Genomic DNA, 19,454 nt, shown 5'->3' with positions numbered 1-19,454 from the left:
TAAATTCTCCTCAACACTACTCATGGTTCATATTTAAATTAAAGTAATTATCAATATCTCTCCTTAATTGTGGCACTATATTGCTTCTTTCTTGAAATATCTGTAAACTTTCACGAAACTTTTTTTCATATCCTGAAAATCCATTGTCCAAATTTTTATCACTGAAAAAGAAAATTCTTTCTATATCTGACAAATCACATATAACGTATTTTCTACATAACTTAGAATTTTTCTCTACTCTATTAATCTCAGAATGTAATTTTTCTTCGAATTGTCTTTCCCAATCCATGCTTAAAATAAAATATATATTATTTTTAAATTTTGTTTCTAATATTTTATATAAATGGAGTATGTTAGACTGATCTTTGTACCATTCATTAAGAAAATGTGGTGCACTAGTATACGATTTAGTTATAATTACTTTATTGTTATCTTGCCATACTTCTTGTTTAGCATTAGAAAACATCGCCTCAAGTCTTTGTTCACAATTTAATCTTTTAAATTTCTTATCTTTTAATCTATTAATTAAAGTATTGTATTTAATAGAATTCATTAATTTCACCTCAACTTATGCTTCTTCGTTGAGAAACACCTTTATTTTATCTCTAACATTCGCTTGTTTAAATGATTTAAACTTATCTTGATTTTTCTCTAACGATTTCAATTTACTTTTGAATTTTTGTCCTACTACATACTTTATGTTTAATGGAGTTTTTATAATTGATGGTAAGTTTACATCTTCTTCAAACTCCTCATCTTTAGTAAAAGCTTTCTCATCAAATATATCCTCGCATTCTACTGAATCGTTTATCAAGCAGTAGTAATCATGCTTTAATGTTCTAGAAAACTCGCATTCTTTTGCTTTAACTGCTATATAGTCTTTTGCTTGATTTATATCCATATCTTCTTGCATATTACATACTGATAGAATACGGTTCGCAAAGTCTTTTATGCTAACTTTTTTAAATATTAATTGAGTATTATCAAATAAAAGTTCTTTCTCATCGTAGAAAGTTAAGAAGAAAATCATAAATTCTAGTGAATTATATAAGAATCCTTTGTGCTTAGTATCATTTATCATATATTCCTCTTTATCTTCTAGATCAAATAATTTACTAGAAAATCTTTGATAGAAATAAACATCTTCTTTTTCTTTCTTTTTGAATTCAATCCTAATCCAATTTAAACTATCTAATAGTTCATTTCTTATTGACCTGTTATACCATGATTTTTCAATTTTTGCTTGTATATCATCAAGAACTTGATTATAAACACCTTTCAGTACCTGTTTTTTAGAATAGTCCACAATTATATTCTTTCCTTCTTCTGTAGAATCTTTAATCCACTTTTCTATTTCTAACTTATGAAAGGTTAACTTCTCTACATTTTTACCATTATCACTATGAGTTCTTTCCATTACATTTACTAACAATGAGTTTAACACTATTTCTGATATACCCTTAGCTATATTGTCAACGCCAATAATTTCTGTAATTTTAAATATAATCTCACTTCTTATTATTTCTGTAAACCCAAAATACCTTATATTGAATTTATTTAGATACCATTCCACTGAATGCTTATTTAAATCTTTCCATTTAAATACCACATTCTTTTTACCATCTTTATCCTTAACTATCTTATCTTTGTCTAATTCAACTCTTAATTTATCTTTGATACCTATATCTTTATTATTTATGCTATGCTTTTCATAACAATAATCTTCAAGATCTTCTTGTACCCTAGTATTTGTTGCTAATTCAAATTGAATATACTTACCATCAATAATTTTATTGTTAGAAAACAACTTGTCCAGCCAACTGTCCAATCCTTTATTGCTTCTCTTTGTAAGATCATCTTTTATATTTATAACTCTATTAATAGAATCTTCTCTTTTTGTTTTAACTTGTATTATCTTTATTTTATTGTCTGAAACAAGACTAATATCATCTATTAATTCAAATGTTACTGCATTCCACCAAGCTACCCTTGAGTGTATCATTTCTACCATATAATAAATTGCAACATAATATTGAAAAACAAAACCTCTAAGAGCTATTAATCCTCCCAAATCTGTATTTACAATATTCTTATTAAGTAGCACTTTTTTTATTTTTTCAATTTCTTCTTTCAGCTGTTCATCTGAAAATTCATCTCTTAGTGATTCATTTTGAATATAATTTTCAAAATGTTCATCAATTTTAGCTGCATCCATACACAACCCCCATAAATATTAACATTATACTAATATATTACAAATAATTTTATAATTATATATTATTCTAATAATTACTTTTAAGCAATAACAGTCCATCTTCAGTTTCTATTAAATCAATCTCAATTTTTCTCTTACTTTATGTATGGTTGACTAAATATTTACGCACTTCTTCATCATATATATTATAATTGAACTGTTACATTTAACCCATTTATATTCGGTTAATTCTGTAGTAGTTATTGGTGCCGCTAATTTAAATGTATATTTCCCTGATAAAGCTTTTATAAACCGCTGAATAAGTCCAACAAAGACAGGTATATATATGGTGCCACTTACTGATGTAAAGAAGAAAGTTCTTAAATCCATGGAAGATATATCACCAGCTATAACTTTTCTTATAATCTGCAATATAAATATTAGTATATATTACTAAGGCTGAAAGTATTATCGGAATCCACTCTTCAAGATAATCTTTTGCTTTCATAGGATTCTCTCTAGCATTTCCTTTATACTGCCTCAATCCTTCCATAAACTTTTTAACATAGTTTTCATCATTATATCCTAATCCCAATAAAACCTGCCTTATAAAAACTCTTCTTAACGCCTCTTTTTCATATTTCCAAGCATTTATCTCTGTAATTACATAGTCTTTTGTTAAGTCGCATAAAGTTTGAGAATTTTTAACGATTTTTTAAATGAAATATTAATAGTTAGATTCTATATTTAACATGTAGTCTAAATGATATTATTACTTTACAGATTCTTTAGTATAAGTTATTATATTAATTGAACATATGAGCATGTGTTCATGTGTTGGTAGTCAATAAATGAAATTATGTTTAACTAAAGTGGGGATTTTATGAATAAAAAAAGATTATCTATCATATTAGCTGGACTAGTTATATTTTCAAATATTTCAATGGTTAGTATAAAGGCTTCTTCAAAAACTCAATCAGAAATTCAAGAAGAAATTAAGTCAAACAATGAAAAAATCGAAGATCTTCAAAAAAATAAAGATACTATTCAATCAAAAGAAAATCAAGAACAAGATAACTTGAAAAAAGTAAGAGAAGAACTATACGACAAAAATACTCAGCTTAATAATGTACAAGCTGAAATAAATAAGCTCAAAAATGAGATGAATAGCTTACAAGGATCCATAGATGAGCTCACTACTAACATTGATAATATTAAAGGTGAAATAATAGATAAGCAAGCAGAATTAGTTCAGAAAAAAGACATACTGGGTAGAAGGCTTAGAGGTATGTATAAGGCTAATTTCACAAATAATATGATTGATGTATTACTTGATTCTAACAGCTTAGGTGATTTTATCTCAAGATTTTCAAGTATGACTAGAATAATTAAGCTGGATAATAACTTGATTAATGAAGTTGCTGAAATTCAAAAACAATTAGAGCAGAAAGAAAGTAAATTAAATACACAAAAAGAAGATATTGAAGCTAAAAAGGCAAGTGTTGAGGTTGCTAAGAAAAGTTATAATGATTCTTTAGCAGTATATCAGTCTGAAGTAGATAGTCTAAGAAAGCTTGAAAACGAGCGTTTAGCAGTAATTCAAAGCTTAACTGATGAGAAAAAAGCCATACAAAACGAAATTTCAAGATATGAGGAAGATACTGAAGACCTTAAAGACTATTTTAATAATACAAGTTCTTCTAACGAACAAACTACTTCAACAGATGGATTTATAAGTCCTGCTCCAGGAGGAATAACAAGTTCTTTCGGACCTAGAATTCATCCTATTACTGGTAAAAATAGTGTTCATACCGGTGTTGATTTAGGTGCAGGATATGGAGTTCCGTTTAAAGCATCCAAGTCTGGAGTTGTAACAACAGCCACATATAACAAAGCTTATGGAAACATGGTTATAATAGATCATGGAAATGGGGTGACTACTCTATATGCACATGCGTCTAAACTAAATGTTTCTGCTGGTCAAAGAGTAAATCAAGGAGACATTATTTCATACATTGGTTCTACTGGTTACAGTACTGGTCCTCATGCGCATTTTGAAATAAGAATAAATGGACAACCAGTTAATCCTATGAAATATCTAGATTAATCATAAATTTTAAAACAAATTTCACCATATTATTTCTATAATAAATTACTTTTCATAACACTATGACTCGTCTTTATTAATGAGGTTTGAGCCATAGTCTTATTACATATCTTTATTTTCTTAATATTATACTTTCTTAAGAGTCATGACCACCCGTCAAACGGGTTGATTGCTCTGCGGCTATAAGCCTAAAAAATATATAAAAGCGTTTTTTTAATTAAAACTGTTCATATATTTTCTAATTAGTCGATTTGCTTTACATCAAAATTATAGGCTTAACCTTTAAAACTAACGTTATTCTTAGTTTTGTATTATCAAGTATTAGTTTACTAGTATCACAAAAAATGATAAACAATAGATTTTTGATATTACTTATCATTTTTTAACGGTATAACCAACCGCCCACCACCCGCTTAGCAGGTGGTTTTCTTTAAGCGCTAAAGCATAATAAAAATAGCCATTTATAGTATTAATACTATAAATGACTATTTTAGTAAAGTTTATCAAAAAAACTTTAATATCCATGTTTATCTAATACATTCATATAGTTAATTAACTAGTAACCACTAAAATTTATATATTTCAATGATTAGTATACTTATTAGCTATCTCGCTTTTAATCCACATTCTGAACAAAATGTTGCTCCTAATGGCATTTTTGCACCACATCCATTACATTTTAATATAGGATTCAATGATACACCACAATTAGGGCAAAATTTACTCTTCAATGGAATTGTAGTCGAACACTTAGGGCATTCCACTTCATCTTTTTGTGAATAATCATGTTGTTCTTGAATATAATCCAATCTTTCACTATCATCGTAATGATCCTGTCTATAATTATGATTGTTATTTTTATGGTTTGTATGATGGTTACCATGATGATCTCCATGGTGCTTTCCACCAAGACTTTTTAAGAAATCGTCTATTCCCACAATTATCACTCCTTTTATATTAAAATTTAAATATTTGAAGATATTAGTTTATTTCATAATACTTAAAAATTTATAATGTGAAATGCTATTTGAAATTTATAATATTTCACATTATCTGAATATATGCGTATTTGTCCATTTATTTATTGTGATTAGATTACTATATCGATACAATCACTCATGATACATAAAAATATTTTCTTTAAATATCCATTAAGGCCATTTTCATATACATTATTTAAAGCATATAAGATTAATGACAGTTCTAAAATAATAATTATATTTTCTCTGTTTTTATAGCTCTCATTGAATTTAAAACTGCCAATAGCGTTACTCCAACATCCCCAAATACAGCTTCCCACATAGTTCCTAAACCAATAGCCACAAATACCAATAGAATAGCTTTTATTCCTAATGCAAAAACTATATTTTGCATAACTATACGTCTTGTTTTTTTAGCAATTTTTATTGCTGTAGCAATCTTAGAAGGCTCATCGGTCATTATTACAACATCAGCAGCTTCAATTGCAGCGTCTGAACCTACTCCTCCCATTGCAATACCTATATCAGCTCTTGCTAAAACAGGTGCATCATTTATTCCATCACCAACAAATATCAACTTACCTTTTGGTGACTTTTCATTATCAAGTAACTCTACCTTTTCAACCTTTTGATCCGGTAGTAATTCGGCATGAACTTCATCTAATCCTAATTGTTTCGCAACTTTAGTTCCTACTGCTTTATTATCACCTGTTAACATTACTGTTTTCTTAATTCCAATAGCCTTTAATTCTTTAATTGCTTTCGCTGAATCATCTTTAACTTCATCAGATATTACTATATATCCTGCATATTTTTTATCTATAACTACATGAACTACAGTACCTATAACCTCTATTTTTTTATAAGGTATATTTTCTTTTTCCATTAATTTATAATTACCGGCTAATACATTTCTGCTATCAATTATAGCTTTTACGCCATATCCTGATATTTCTTCATAGTCTTGAATTGATTCTTTAATTATTTTTTTGTTATATGCATTTACAATAGAAGTTGCTATTGGATGATTAGAATAACTTTCTGCATATGCTGCATATGAAATAAGATCATTTTCTGAAAAACTATTTTCTGCTCTTACTTCTGTTACTTTAAACACACCTTTAGTTAGTGTTCCAGTTTTATCAAATACTACAACTTCAACGTTATTTAAAGCCTCTAAATAGTTACCACCTTTAACAAGTATTCCATTCTTTGAGGCTCCACCTATTCCTCCAAAGAATCCAAGTGGTATAGATACAACTAAAGCACAAGGGCAAGATACTACTAAGAATGATAATGCTCTATATATCCACTCTGAGAATGTCGCTCCCTCTATAACAAGTGGTGGTATTATAGCTAATGCTAGAGCTGCAAAAACTACAGCTGGTGTATAGTATCTGGCAAATTTTGTTATGAAATTTTCCGTTGGTGCTTTCTTGCCACTTGCATTTTGAACTAAATCTAAAATCTTTGCAACGGTAGAATCTCCAAATTCTTTTTCTACTTCAATTGTCAAAACACCATTCTTATTAATAACTCCACCTAAGATATTATCGCCAATTTTTACTTCTCTCGGAACTGATTCACCAGTTAGCGCAGAAGTATCTAACATTGAAGTACCTTCTATTACCTTACCATCTAGTGGAACTTTTTCTCCTGGTTTTACAACTATAATATCTCCGATGCTGACTTCTTCTGGTGATACTTTTTTAAGTTCATCTCCAATTTTTAGATTTGCAAAATCAGGTCTTATATCCATAAGAGCTGTTATAGATTTTCTTGAACGGTTAACGGCCATACCTTGGAATATTTCACCTACCTGATAGAACAACATAACCGCTACACCTTCAGGATATTGGCCAATTGTAAAGGCACCAATAGTTGCTATACTCATAAGAAAGTTTTCATCAAAGACTTGACCTCTCTTAATATTTTTTAATGCCCTTAAAACTACTTCTCCACCAACAATTACATAACTTATAGTATAAAGTATTAATTCTACTATATTTGAAAACTTCATTGCAGTTGCTAATCCAAAGATTGCTGCACCTACTGCAAATCTAATTATTTCTTTTTTACTACCTTCACCGTGTTCATGTCCATCTTCATGATCATCTTCATCTCCATGCTCATGATCATGGCTTTTACTTTTAGATACTTTACTTCTATTTTCAATTTCAATAACTTTTACGTCTGGTTCTATTCTACCAACTATTTCGTTTACTTTTTTTAAGATAGCACTATTCTTAGAGGGATTGTCAATTTCCATTATAAGTTTTGTTGATACAAAGTCCACCCTCGCAGATTTTACACCATCTATATTATTAGTTTCTCTTTCAATTTTTGCAGCGCAATTACCACAGCATAGACCTTGTAATAATATTTCTTTTTTTAATGGCTTTTTCGCATTTTTCTCTTTCACTTTTACATCAGGCTCTATTTTTTTTATAGTATCAGTAATTTCCTTAATTAATTCCTGTACTCTATTTATTTCTTCAATTTCTAAGGTTAGGGTTTTGGTTACAAAATTGGCATTAGCTGAACTAATTCCTGCAATCTTACTTACCTTATCTTCTATTTTAGCAGCACAATTAGCACAATCCAGACCGTCAAGAATAAATTCCTTTTTAATATTATTAGTTTCTTGTTTTTTCACATTAATCTTCTTTTTATTAATGTCTATGGTTGTTGCTTTAAGATTACTTTTACTAAGTTTTTTAATTTCTTTCTCCATTATCTTATCCCTCCTAATAATGGTTTAATTTTTTTCTGCTATATGGATCAATCCCTGGTCAAAAATACTCTTAACATGTTCGTCATCTAGTGAATAATAGACAACTTTTCCTTCTCTTCTAAATTTTACAAGTCTAGATTGTTTCAATACTCTTAGTTGATGTGAGATAGCTGATTGATTCATTGCAAGTAATGCAGCTATATCACAAACACACATTTCTGCCTGAAACAAAGCACATAATATTTTTATCCTTGTTGAATCTCCAAGCACTTTAAATAAGTCAGCTAAATCATACAGAGTTTCTTCTTGAGGTATACTTTCTTTTACTTTATTTACTACATCCTCATGTATAATTGAACAGCTACAATTTTCAATGTTTATTTTTTTTTCCATATTATCATTCCTTTTCATATGAACATATGAATACTTGTTCATGTGTTCATTATATGCAAAAGCTCTTTACTTTGTCAACTAAATATAAAAAAATATTTTACTTTTTAGTTTTATAAATTATTCATATATAATAAAAAACCTATTAGCCTTATATATAGGTTAATAGGTTTAACTTACTAGTTTTAAACTATAAATGTGAATGCAATAAATAATATTGATGAAATTATTATAGAAACGATGCTATACGGTAATATTGTCTTAACGTGCTTCATAAGTGGGATTTCTGCTATAGTAGACGACAGTATCGCTGTTTCTCCAAGCGGTGAGGCATTATCTCCTAGTGATCCCCCAGCAAGTACAGCTCCTATTACTAAAGATAGATTTGAATTTGTAGTTACTGCAAGCGGTATAGCTATTGGCATTAGAAGCGCCCACGTCCCCCAAGCGGAACCCATAAAGTATGATGCAGCACAGCCTATTAAGAATATTACAACTGGAATTAGTGTAGCAGGTACTTGCGGTCCAATAGCATTTGTAATAAATTTTACAAAACCTAAATCTTCTATGATACTTGATAATCCCCAACTTAAAACTAAAACAATAATAGGCGGCATCATTTCATTTCCACCTGATAAGAAATGACCTTCTATTTCTTCCATAGGTATTTTTTGAATTAGGTAAAATATTGTAGTAATTACCACAGAAACTACACCTGAAAGTAAAATTGATTTTTCAAAATCCGCATTCATTATTGCTCCAGTAAACCCTTGACCTTTTCCTTTACCAGTATACCAAAAGAAAAAGAAAGTAGTTGCAATAAGCAATCCTAAAGGAAAAATTAAGTTAAATGGCCTTGGTGGCGCTTTTTCTTCAAATTCGCATTGTTCATGTGCCTCATGCCCATGACTTTGACTTTCTTCATCTCTTTGTTTTTCGTTATTACTTTTATTAACAATATAATCAAATTTTAGATTAAAGAGCATAATGCAAATACTCACAATTATCATAACTATGGCATAAAAATTAAAAGGAATACTCTTAAGATATAAACTATATGCTGAAATTTTTAAACCTGATTTATTTAGTGAGGAATTTATAACTCCTATTATATAGCCTACATAAGTAGTTCCAAACGGAATTAAGATAATTAACAGACAAGAAGTTACGTTAACAATAATTGCTAATTTTTCTTTACTTCCCTTAACTTTTTCTATTAATGCTTTTCCTATTGTTCCAGTAGATATGGCGTGAAAGCAACAATCAATAAAAGTGAAAATAGTAACTATCCATACAGTGCCTAAAGCACCTTTTTCTGTTTTGACATATTTATTAGCTAGTTTTGAAAAACCTTTTATTCCACCTGATAACTTCATGATTTCACCAAAGGCTCCAAATAAAAATAGGAACATTATTATATATACACTCTCCTCATTAGCAGTTGACTTAACTAAATGCTCAATAGCTAATATACATCCATTGATTATGTTTCCTCCTGCAAGTAGTATACCTCCTGCTAAAATTCCGACAACAAGCGCAGCTATGATTCTTTTTGTAGTCATAGCTAAAACAATAACTATTATAGGTATAAATAATGATATTAGTCCTTGACTCATATTATCGACTTCCTTTTTAGTATTATTGATGAACTTAGTATTTGCATCAAACATCTTAATTAACCTTATTAATTCAAATTACACTATAAAATTACATCTGAACTTCTAAGAAATTTATATAAAAAAATAATATGAACTTAACTTTATCACAGTAAATTCATATTATTTCTTAGCTTATTGGAATACTTTAGATTAGTTCTTAATTATATTACTAGTTCTATCAACTTCCACCTTAGACATTATTAGAATACTCAGATTTAAAAACATTAATCTCATTTTTTCTACAATTCAAATTTGCTAGTACTAAATTCCAATATATATCTTTAACTTTCTTGGAGCTACAGATGAGCAAATGACTACCGTACTTTTGACATTATTTGCTCTATTATATGATTTGATTTCTAAAGTATTCGTTCATAATTAGTTCCCTTTAAGAACTTTGGATAAAAGTAGTTTTTACGCTTACAAAGGTGTTCCTATTTTGCGCAATTTAATGTTTTGTTATAGCCTTGTAATATTCATTATGAAAATTTATCGCAATTGCTTCCTTTACGTCTATATCCTTTATAGAAAATATTTTTGTTCCAACTGGACACTCATTTGCTTCCCCATCATTTTTAGGAGAAGGAGTAACTTGTTTTTTAACAATTCCAATCTGATTATCTAGATTCTCACTTGATATAACATCCGATGAGAGATAATAAGCAGTATTGTTGTAAATCAACATCGAGGCGTACGACCTATTTGTAGTCATAGATTCTTTATCTTTAGCACACCCAACAAAAGTGAATAAAAGTAGCACGGTAATTAACGATAATAATAGTTTTCTCATTTTGTTCCTCCCATTTATACCATACTATCAAATATACGGAATATATCACTAAATAGTCCGTAGTTATTAATAACCATACATTTATTCGATTATATGCTACATAATTATAAATATTAAACATTCCACATAATTTATACATAGATTACTTCCCTAGTCTTAAAATCATTTAACTTTGTATCAGTATGAGACGCATGATCTTGAGTTAACTATGAGAAGCATGTATATACTGAATATTATACATATCTTCTTGACGCTTATTACGTTTAATATGTCAAAGTTCAATATCTAAATGGAGAAGAAAGTAAAAAAACTCAAAAATGCAATGCCATATTATTAGGAAAACTTATCGCAAAACAGGTAATTAACCCCCTAATATATGGTATAATAAATCATGTTTTTTATACGCAAATTGTACATAGGAGGATTTTTATATGGAATATAAAATTTTTATTGCTTGGCAAAACCAGAACAAAAATGTAACGAATTTTATAAGAAATCAGTTAAGAAAAGCTAAAAAACATATGTTGAGTAAATACGGGATAAGTATTAATATTATCTTTTCACCTACTCAAGAAGAATCAGGTTCCCCATTTATCTTTGAAAAAATATTAGAGCAAATTATGACTTGCGATGTATTTATTGGTGATTTAACTCCTATATACAAAACACCAGAAGGTAAACTTATCTCAAATCCTAATGTTATGTATGAAACTGGACTAGCCATATCAATGATTGGTGAAAATGGTATCATTCTTCTTATAGAAAATGATAATAATACAAATAAAATTGACGATTTGTGCTTTGATATTAATCATAATAGGATAACTCCTATCTCATTAAACGATAATAATCTATATAAAGAATTATGTGATTGGATACAAGTTGCAATTGAAAATTCTATTGCTCAAAAGTTTGTTGATGATTTCATTGTAAAAGATTTAATAAGTGATATTGTTATAATATACAATAACTTATTTAGAATGATATACCCCTATACTGATTATTATTCACCAAAATTCAATGAAGTATCTGAAAGCGAAATTTTTGAAAAACTCTCATGTAAAAATTTAAATGTTTTTCAGGTTAAAAGAGATTATTCCCTGATAATTAGTAGAATTTCTAAAAAAACAAAGGAATTAAGCAATATTAACAGGTATAAAAGATTGGTGCAGGAATTAGTTTTACTTTGTAATACTTTATCTGACTATAATGACATAAATATCAGAAGTAGTTATAATTTTTTTAAAAAAATTAAAGTTGATAGTGCCTCAATTTATGGTTTAACAGATGGTAACGGTATTAACCTTGATGGTATAGAAAACTATGATGTCATTAAAGACTCTCTTGTGTTTAGGCAAGATTCTTGTATATTAACAGTGATAAATGATACTAATGAAAATACAACTTCTGGATCTATGTTTGATATTTTTATAAAGGACAGTATAACTAACGCTATTCAAAGTGTTGATGAAGCATTGGTTAATTATGATTCATTTACTTCCCATGTGAAAGGAACTAATTTTTATATGAATATTCCTATTTATACGATTAGCAATGAACAGAATATAACAAAATACAGTAACCTTATTTATACTATAATTTCTAGTATAAACAACATCCTTAATATTTTAAAGCTAAAACCTACAGATATTATACATGGTACAAATAAACATGGCTATCTTATTTCATTTATAAATGCACTATATTAGTTATTGATTATATTTGCCTATGAACCCTTATAAATTAGATGATGTAATGAATTACATAAATAGTAAAAAAATTAGCGTATATCTTAAATTACCATGTAATTTAAAATATACGCTTTATTTCATGTTAAAATTGACTGCTAATATGTAATTCATCACCATTGTATTTAACCTGTGATCTTTAAAGATTCATTATTTCATTCCTAAAAAACCAATAAAATTATCTGCAATCTTTTTATACACTTTTCAACGTATCAATATAGAATATTCTTATTTTAGTAATTAAATACTATATCTTACTATTCTTTTTTTGTAAAACCATTAAATACCTCACCACTTATAGTTGATATTGGCACAGAACTTCCTACAGATGTATCATATCAACCCTAGAAACAATCTCATATTTATTATATTATAGGTATTGGTATTGATGTATTTATATAAAAATATACTAAATTACACAAAAGAAAGAGATATATTGCATGAGCTATAAAGATTTACTTAAGATAAGTAATATAATTGATCACAAAGTAAGATTAATAACATTTGCTAAACATTACAAATCAATTAAATTAGATGGTCTCTATTATGTGAATTTTATCACTTCATCTAATACGCTATCTATAAGTCACCCTGACCATAGAACTCACCACGAAGCAACCGCATACTTATTATTCAAGAAAAGCTACAATTCAATTAATACCGCAAAAAATCAAGCACATCACTTAAAAAAATTTTTAGATTATTTGTTAATTTGGGATTTAGATATTTTGCAGGATGATCTTTTGGTAATATTACTTGGATTTATTGACTATCTTAGAAATATTGAAGCGAACAACTCTAGTTACACCAAATCTATTAGATGGGCTACTGTAACAGAAGTTCCCTTACACCAACAAGCTTATACTTATGGGCAAATTAGCAAAATAGCTTTTTCTAAAGATGGTTTTATGGATCAAAAGACCTGGAATGAACTTTCATATGAATCAATTCTTCAAGCTGTAAGTGCTTCTATTCAATTTATTAATTTCTTAAAAGAAAGAACCACTTATTATAAGGATTTGTGTATTACCTCGTTGCCAGTAAAAGCTCGTTATAAAGAGAGTATGCTTTCTGGTACTCTAGGAAAAAATCTCATTACTATAATCGATATTAAATCTATGTTAGACTCAGTTGGATTAAAACCAATCAAAGATAAAAAATCATTAATTTTAGAACAGAAAGTTTTTACGGTCAACCAAGCTGATACTTTTATAAATTTTATTCCTCAACAACATCACCAAAATAGATTATTATTCCATATTTTAAAGTTTTTTGGTTTAAGAGCAGCTGAAGCAGCCAACTTAATGATTGATACTTCATCACTGCCAACAAACTTACTTTTCATGGAGCATTTTAAAGCCAGAGAATTCATTAAAAATAATCTAAAAGGAGATATAGAATACTCAAATCACATAAATAAATGGGTATGTTATGTAGTTGAAAGGGATAATCAAGATTATCGTTCACAACATAAGTCTGGTTCAAGAGAAGTTCCTTTTTTATTTAGTGAAGAGTTATTTTTAGATCTATTACTTAATGCTTTAAAAGAACGGGAAGTACTTATTAGATACACTAAAAAAAAGCATAGTTTTTTGTTCGTATCAAGACAAAATCAAAATAAAGGAAATCCAATCACAGGTCAAACTATTCGCAAAAGATATACTCATTATGCAGACAAATTGCACAAAGAATATAATATAGATTTAAAAAACTTTAGTCCCCATTCATTCCGTCATTTTTTTGCCACTTATCTTATAAGAGTAAGAAAAGAAGATTTATCAGATGTTAGTAGATGGTTGGGGCATTCATCAATAGAAATAACTCGCAAAGTATATTCACATTATATCCCTACTAATGATAGGAACATAAACATAGTAGAAGATATGGCTCAAGAGTTTGATTTTAAGGAGATATAATATGGAATTGCATTGGTGTGACAGCGACTACATAATTAACACTTTTTTAAAAAATGATAGTTACAACAAAAAGTTATCAGTGAAGAATGCAAAAAAACGATTAAGTTTCCATTTTCCTAAACCTCAGAATTGGCTTGAAGCCACAGTTGATGATAAAATAAAGTTTAACAAATTTGAATCTGGTTTTTCTGAACTACATTATATCATCTGCTGGGTATGGGTAAATAAATTTTATAAAAAAACAAGATATATACCAATCCTACTAGAATATCTTTTAGATTCAAGACATAACTCTAACCAAGCTGCCATTTGGCTTGCTAGAAAAGTAAACTTGATAACGCAAAACGAAGAGCAGATAATTTCAGCTCATAGATGCGAGGTTAGTGGATTTAGAAAACGGCTTGCATTACATTGTATTTTACTAGGAAAATCGTTTAAAGATTTTACAGATGAAGATACAATTAGAATCCCTCAATTATTTGATAGTACAAAATATACTGCTAAAGCAATTCAAGATATTAGAATAAAGCTAAATTATACAAATACTATTGTAAAACGGAACAACAGACACTCTAAATGGGAACTTCTAATAAACGACCCTTGCCTAGGCCATTTATTCAAACAATATGTGGAATTTTTACAACGAAGTGATGTTAGAACTAAATACATGCAAAACACTCTAAGTTCATTCAATAAACTATATTCATACTTACAAACAAAAAATTTAAAGAGCCTTACATCTTTCAACTCTTCGGAATTCATAAATCTTACAGAATATCTTATTTTGCAAACTAGTGAATCCACAGCATTGTGTTACATTGCTAATATAAAGAGATTTTTTCAATGGGGCTTAGGTGAAACTACTTATTTCCCAACAACATTAGACTTTCCTCATTCTTATTGGTCAAGTTTGATGAAAAAAGTAAAAAAGGCCAGGAAAGATTCAGATGGTAGAGCGTTCTCTGAACTTTCATTAGCTGAAGATATTGTTAGAATAATTTATGAATTTACGCCTACTAATGAGATAGAAGATTTATGCCGTGCATTTTGGTTAACAATAGCAAGTGCTCCAGCACGTTTTTCTTATATTCTATATTTGGATGCATACGACTCCATACAACCACTTCCTAATGCTCCTAATGCTTTTGGAATATACTCCAAATTAGCTGATAAAGCAGGGAACAAATATGGACAATTCCCTATTCTTGATAAAACAGGCATAGATACAATTAAATCTTTACAAGCAAGAGCTAAAAACTTAAATTTAAAACCAATTGTTAATCCATATAACAACAATGAGTATGTACATTTATTTCAATTAACTAATCCTCCATGGATTTTAGAAGTAAATAAGATTAGAAGATTTTTTGAAGAAATAGTAAAACCAAAACTCCTGAAAATTTATCCTAATTTTGAAGAATTACGGGCTTCTGCTCATGGATTTCGCCATCATTTATTAACTCATGTCGCATTAAAATCTGGAGATATAAGTGTTGTTCAAACTGCTGCCGGTCATCAGAACGAACTAATGACTAGAGAGTATTTAAAAAGCCGAATTTCTAGGACTTCATTATTATTTAGGGTTATGGAGAAATTTCAATCAAAAGAAATAACAGGCAAATTCTATTTAAGATTAGTAGAGCTTTTAAGTAGCGATAAAACACCTATTGACGAAATGCTTAAAGTATTAACTACAGAAATGAAAATAGATGAATTTATACAACGTTTTGGCAAAAAGCTAAACATGGGCTACTGCTTTAATGAAAAAGGTTGTTCGAATTGGCTTAAATGTTGGGGATGCATTAATTTCTTAATGACAAAAGACGAAATAGTTCAAGCAATCAAGGTTCTAGGCCAACAAGTCATTAATTTAAAAGAAATGCAAAAAAATTGCTCAGATTTTTCATATGAACATCCTATTATCCACAATCAAGTTAAAACTCTCTCTTTAATTGTAAAGCGCTTGAGCGAGCTAAATTTGACAGAAGAACAAATTATTAAAATGCTTGATAATTATCTTCATAACAAAAGAATTGAAGAAGGAGTACTTTATAATGAGAGATAGCCTTTCACAAATATCTACACCAATAGAAATAAATAATTACGAATATGTATTTTTCAATGAAATATATATTCGTATAGGAATTAAAGAACACTTTTCATATGACGAAATTAGAGCATATGAACACAAAAAACTTCAATATAATTTTATATTCAATCCACTAGAATATTACGAATGCCCTCAAAACATAAAGAGAAGCGAAAGACAATATTCTTATTTATTAGCATTTTACAGAAGGATTAGCTTACCTTTAGAAATTTCATTTTCTATACCTACTGGATATCACTATTATCCGATTGATGACTTAAAAAACTTTCAAACTTTAAATAACTTATTTGAAAAGTATTATGATTCATTTCAAAAATTAGATGTGGACAATTCTATAAAAAAGTCAGATTTCAAAGATAGAGTGATCCAAACTGTTTTTAAACTATGGCTAAGTGGCTATGGTCTATTTCCTAATTACACAGATAATTGCATCACGGAAGAAACCCTCAACTACTTACATAAGAAAAAGAAAAAAGGTCCTCTTATAAAAGTTGCTCGTTTTTTATCTTTCACACTTTCAAACGAGGAACTGTCTCCAGTTAAAAAAGTTCTAAAGATGAAGGCAAATACCAGTTTTGAAAATAGAGAATTAGCCAAATGGTCCGATTTAATTAGCGAATTTGACACTGATATCACACAAGAATTGTTTAACTTTACATTTAAAAATTTAAGAGAATGCATTGATAAATCTTCTTTTATAGAATATAAAGATGATCAAGGTATACTAATACGTGAAAGCTTAAATTCGATTTCTGACGGAACATGGATTCAATATTCTTCGGCATTACTAAAACTATGTATACTATTGAATAAAAATTATTATTTCACCATAGAAAGCTGCCTATATCTGGGATTAGAACAAATTATGACTTACGAGGTGCCTTATTTATCTTATAACAGCAAATCTTCTATTAGAATAGCCTGCAAGCACTGGCTAACATGGTATACAAAAACAAATGGTTTAAAATTGAATATAACTAGAATCATCCCTCCAATTTTAAGAAACAAAGAAAAATCATTTGGGAGAATGTTAAACTTTGGTGCTACACAACTATTAATTGAAACTTTACTTGATGATGCTTGTCCTTATTTTGATGAAAATAATATTGCTGATTTCCGAGCGAGGCGAGCTTGCCTATTGCAGTTAGCAACTGGCCAAAGATCAAGTGAGATATGCTATTTATTATACAATTGTCTACATGATGATAATATGGGAGTGACCTGGTTATATATTCATAAAACAAAAAACTCCAATTCTAATAAAGTTCTCGCCACTCCTGATATAAAACGTTGGATAAGAGAATTGCAAAGTGTTGCACCAAGTAAAAAAATATTGATTTCCCCGGATGAATACCCTTATGGAGATAACTTAGAAGAATACAGACTATTAGGAAATATGTTCGATGATGGTCCTTTCCTTACAAGCTCAATGAATAAGTTTTTAAATCGTATTCAAAGAAAACTGTGGCAAGGTAGCAATCCTAACATGCACTCTTTTTCAACTCATGATTTAAGAAGAATGCATGCACTTTATATGCGTTTAAAGGGAAGAGAAAAGCATTCTATACAAGATCAACTAGGCCATGAAAATATAAACTCTCAGCTACCTTATTTAGCAACCAAACCACTAGAACATCAAAAATGGTTTGAAGAAATTCAATCTGAAGGAGTTTACAAAAATATTACTGTAAATAAATCAGAAAATACGGTTGATTTACATGAGATAATTGATAAAACTCTTGAATTAAGTGAATCAAAGTACAATGTAGAAAAAATTACAAACTTGTTAGTTAAAGTTGCAGAAGATGTACAAGATTTTGAATTTCCAAAATCCATATCTTCATCTCTTCCAACTGGATTTCCACTCAGAATACATAGTTGTAATGCAACTTCTATGATTAACTGTGGTCATACTGAATTACACTGTTTTAGTTGCAATTACTATAAACCTGATTTAGATTCACTAGAAGATCACAAAACAGAACTGTTTCGTTATATGCTTTTAGTAGTTTATCAAGACAAAGAAAGCAAAAAGACGAAAGACTTATTAGAAAGGGAAATGATTAGTTTTCGATCTAATGATATAAATAATTTAATCAAAAAAGCTTTTAATGAATTATCAAAAAAATTCAACTTAGAAAATACTAAAATAAAAATTATAAGAGAAGAACTCCACGAAAAATCTTTAAACTATATTAAGAAATATTATAAAACTAAACCAAATCCTAGTTTTTATGAAGCTAGAAATTTTATCGTAAAGGGTGAGTTAATTGGCTAAAAAGACATACACAAAATCAGATTTATCTGAAGTTGCATCACAAGCAAAACGTGAAATCATTAATAAAATAAAAAAAGGAACTCTCCAAAGCATTACGAAATCAAATGCGTTAGACCTTATAGCTAGAAAACTAAAATTAAAAAGTGCAAGAACCTTATGGTATGGAGATAGTCGAGAATATCTAGATGAATGGTTCTCTAAACTTAATAACCAAATTGATGACATTCTTAAACTTAATACACCTCAACAACCATCACCTTCACCGTTATTTCAAAATCAAGATAAAGAGCTTTCTGACTTTGAAATGATAATTAGAGATAAAAGTATGTTAATAATAGAGTATGAAAAAGCGAATAGAATTTTACGTGAAGAAAACGAAAAACTAAGACTTTTAGTTTTAGAAAAGCATGGAAAAATAGACTTATAACATATTGTCTAATTATCATCCAATAATATGTTGATAAACTGTAGATATTTAATATTACATCTATATTTGTAACCATCTTATCAACTCTTCGTTTGTACATATTCTCTAAATGCGCTTAACAG

General features: G+C 28.7%; 15 protein-coding genes. 6 read left to right on the top strand and 9 right to left on the bottom strand.

The genetic code is table 11. The annotated features are described in order from the left end of the window. Positions 1-16: 16 nt before the first annotated feature. The 4 genes from GXK57_RS01795 to GXK57_RS01780 form a co-directional block, all read right to left on the bottom strand. Entirely contained in the window at positions 17-553 is a 537-nt protein-coding gene (locus GXK57_RS01795; RefSeq protein ID WP_160670530.1) for an ABC-three component system middle component 1, read from the bottom strand. 15 nt (positions 554-568) lie between these two features. Then, positions 569-2,215 (bottom strand): dsDNA nuclease domain-containing protein, encoded by a 1,647-nt coding sequence (locus tag GXK57_RS01790; protein ID WP_160670527.1) that lies wholly within the window; start codon positions 2,213-2,215, stop codon positions 569-571. A 153-nt stretch (positions 2,216-2,368) separates the two neighbouring features. Then, the gene (locus GXK57_RS01785; RefSeq protein WP_160670525.1) at positions 2,369-2,584 is read right to left on the bottom strand and encodes a hypothetical protein; all 216 of its coding nucleotides are present in this window, start codon (positions 2,582-2,584) and stop codon (positions 2,369-2,371) included. A 10-nt stretch (positions 2,585-2,594) separates the two neighbouring features. Then, the gene (locus GXK57_RS01780; protein WP_160670522.1) at positions 2,595-2,789 is read right to left on the bottom strand and encodes a hypothetical protein; all 195 of its coding nucleotides are present in this window, start codon (positions 2,787-2,789) and stop codon (positions 2,595-2,597) included. Positions 2,790-3,077: 288 nt separating this feature from the next. Here GXK57_RS01780 and GXK57_RS26800 point away from each other — a divergent pair, with 288 nt between their 5' ends. Continuing rightward, the gene (locus GXK57_RS26800; protein WP_279285471.1) at positions 3,078-4,301 is read left to right on the top strand and encodes a peptidoglycan DD-metalloendopeptidase family protein; all 1,224 of its coding nucleotides are present in this window, start codon (positions 3,078-3,080) and stop codon (positions 4,299-4,301) included. Between the two features lie 605 nt (positions 4,302-4,906). On the opposite strand, the gene GXK57_RS01770 is transcribed toward GXK57_RS26800, so the two are convergent. From GXK57_RS01770 to GXK57_RS01750, 5 genes are all read right to left on the bottom strand, one after another. Continuing rightward, the gene (locus GXK57_RS01770) at positions 4,907-5,239 is read right to left on the bottom strand and encodes a zinc ribbon domain-containing protein (protein WP_243156343.1); all 333 of its coding nucleotides are present in this window, start codon (positions 5,237-5,239) and stop codon (positions 4,907-4,909) included. Between the two features lie 277 nt (positions 5,240-5,516). Then, complete coding sequence (locus GXK57_RS01765) at positions 5,517-8,015, bottom strand: heavy metal translocating P-type ATPase (RefSeq protein ID WP_160670519.1); 2,499 nt, start codon at positions 8,013-8,015, stop codon at positions 5,517-5,519. Between the two features lie 24 nt (positions 8,016-8,039). Then, positions 8,040-8,408, bottom strand: coding sequence for a metalloregulator ArsR/SmtB family transcription factor (locus GXK57_RS01760; protein WP_160670516.1), 369 nt, complete (start codon positions 8,406-8,408; stop codon positions 8,040-8,042). A gap of 182 nt (positions 8,409-8,590) precedes the next feature. Beyond that, entirely contained in the window at positions 8,591-10,021 is a 1,431-nt protein-coding gene (locus GXK57_RS01755; RefSeq protein ID WP_160670513.1) for a Na+/H+ antiporter NhaC family protein, read from the bottom strand. Positions 10,022-10,511: 490 nt separating this feature from the next. Further along, entirely contained in the window at positions 10,512-10,853 is a 342-nt protein-coding gene (locus GXK57_RS01750) for a hypothetical protein (RefSeq protein WP_160670510.1), read from the bottom strand. A gap of 431 nt (positions 10,854-11,284) precedes the next feature. Here GXK57_RS01750 and GXK57_RS01745 point away from each other — a divergent pair, with 431 nt between their 5' ends. The 5 genes from GXK57_RS01745 (at position 11,285) to GXK57_RS01725 (ending at position 19,332) form a co-directional block, all read left to right on the top strand. Then, on the top strand, positions 11,285-12,562 hold the full coding sequence (locus GXK57_RS01745; protein ID WP_160670507.1) for a TIR domain-containing protein: 1,278 nt from the start codon (positions 11,285-11,287) through the stop codon (positions 12,560-12,562). Between the two features lie 479 nt (positions 12,563-13,041). Continuing rightward, the gene (locus tag GXK57_RS01740; RefSeq protein WP_160670505.1) at positions 13,042-14,517 is read left to right on the top strand and encodes a site-specific integrase; all 1,476 of its coding nucleotides are present in this window, start codon (positions 13,042-13,044) and stop codon (positions 14,515-14,517) included. 1 nt (position 14,518) lies between these two features. Further along, on the top strand, positions 14,519-16,582 hold the full coding sequence (locus GXK57_RS01735; RefSeq protein ID WP_160670502.1) for a tyrosine-type recombinase/integrase: 2,064 nt from the start codon (positions 14,519-14,521) through the stop codon (positions 16,580-16,582). Then, the gene (locus GXK57_RS01730) at positions 16,572-18,905 is read left to right on the top strand and encodes a site-specific integrase (protein ID WP_160670500.1); all 2,334 of its coding nucleotides are present in this window, start codon (positions 16,572-16,574) and stop codon (positions 18,903-18,905) included. The genes GXK57_RS01735 and GXK57_RS01730 overlap by 11 nt, the downstream gene beginning before the upstream one ends. After that, a complete protein-coding gene (locus GXK57_RS01725) occupies positions 18,898-19,332 on the top strand; it encodes a hypothetical protein (protein WP_160670497.1) in 435 nt (144 codons plus the stop codon). The genes GXK57_RS01730 and GXK57_RS01725 overlap by 8 nt, the downstream gene beginning before the upstream one ends. Positions 19,333-19,454 lie beyond the last annotated feature (122 nt).

It is taken from the genome of Clostridium sp. C8-1-8 (assembly GCF_009928445.1).
In the GTDB taxonomy this organism is placed as follows: Bacteria; Bacillota; Clostridia; order Clostridiales; family Clostridiaceae; genus Clostridium_AR.
Note: the sequence above shows the minus strand (reverse complement) of the source record. Positions and strands in the feature narration are given on the sequence as shown.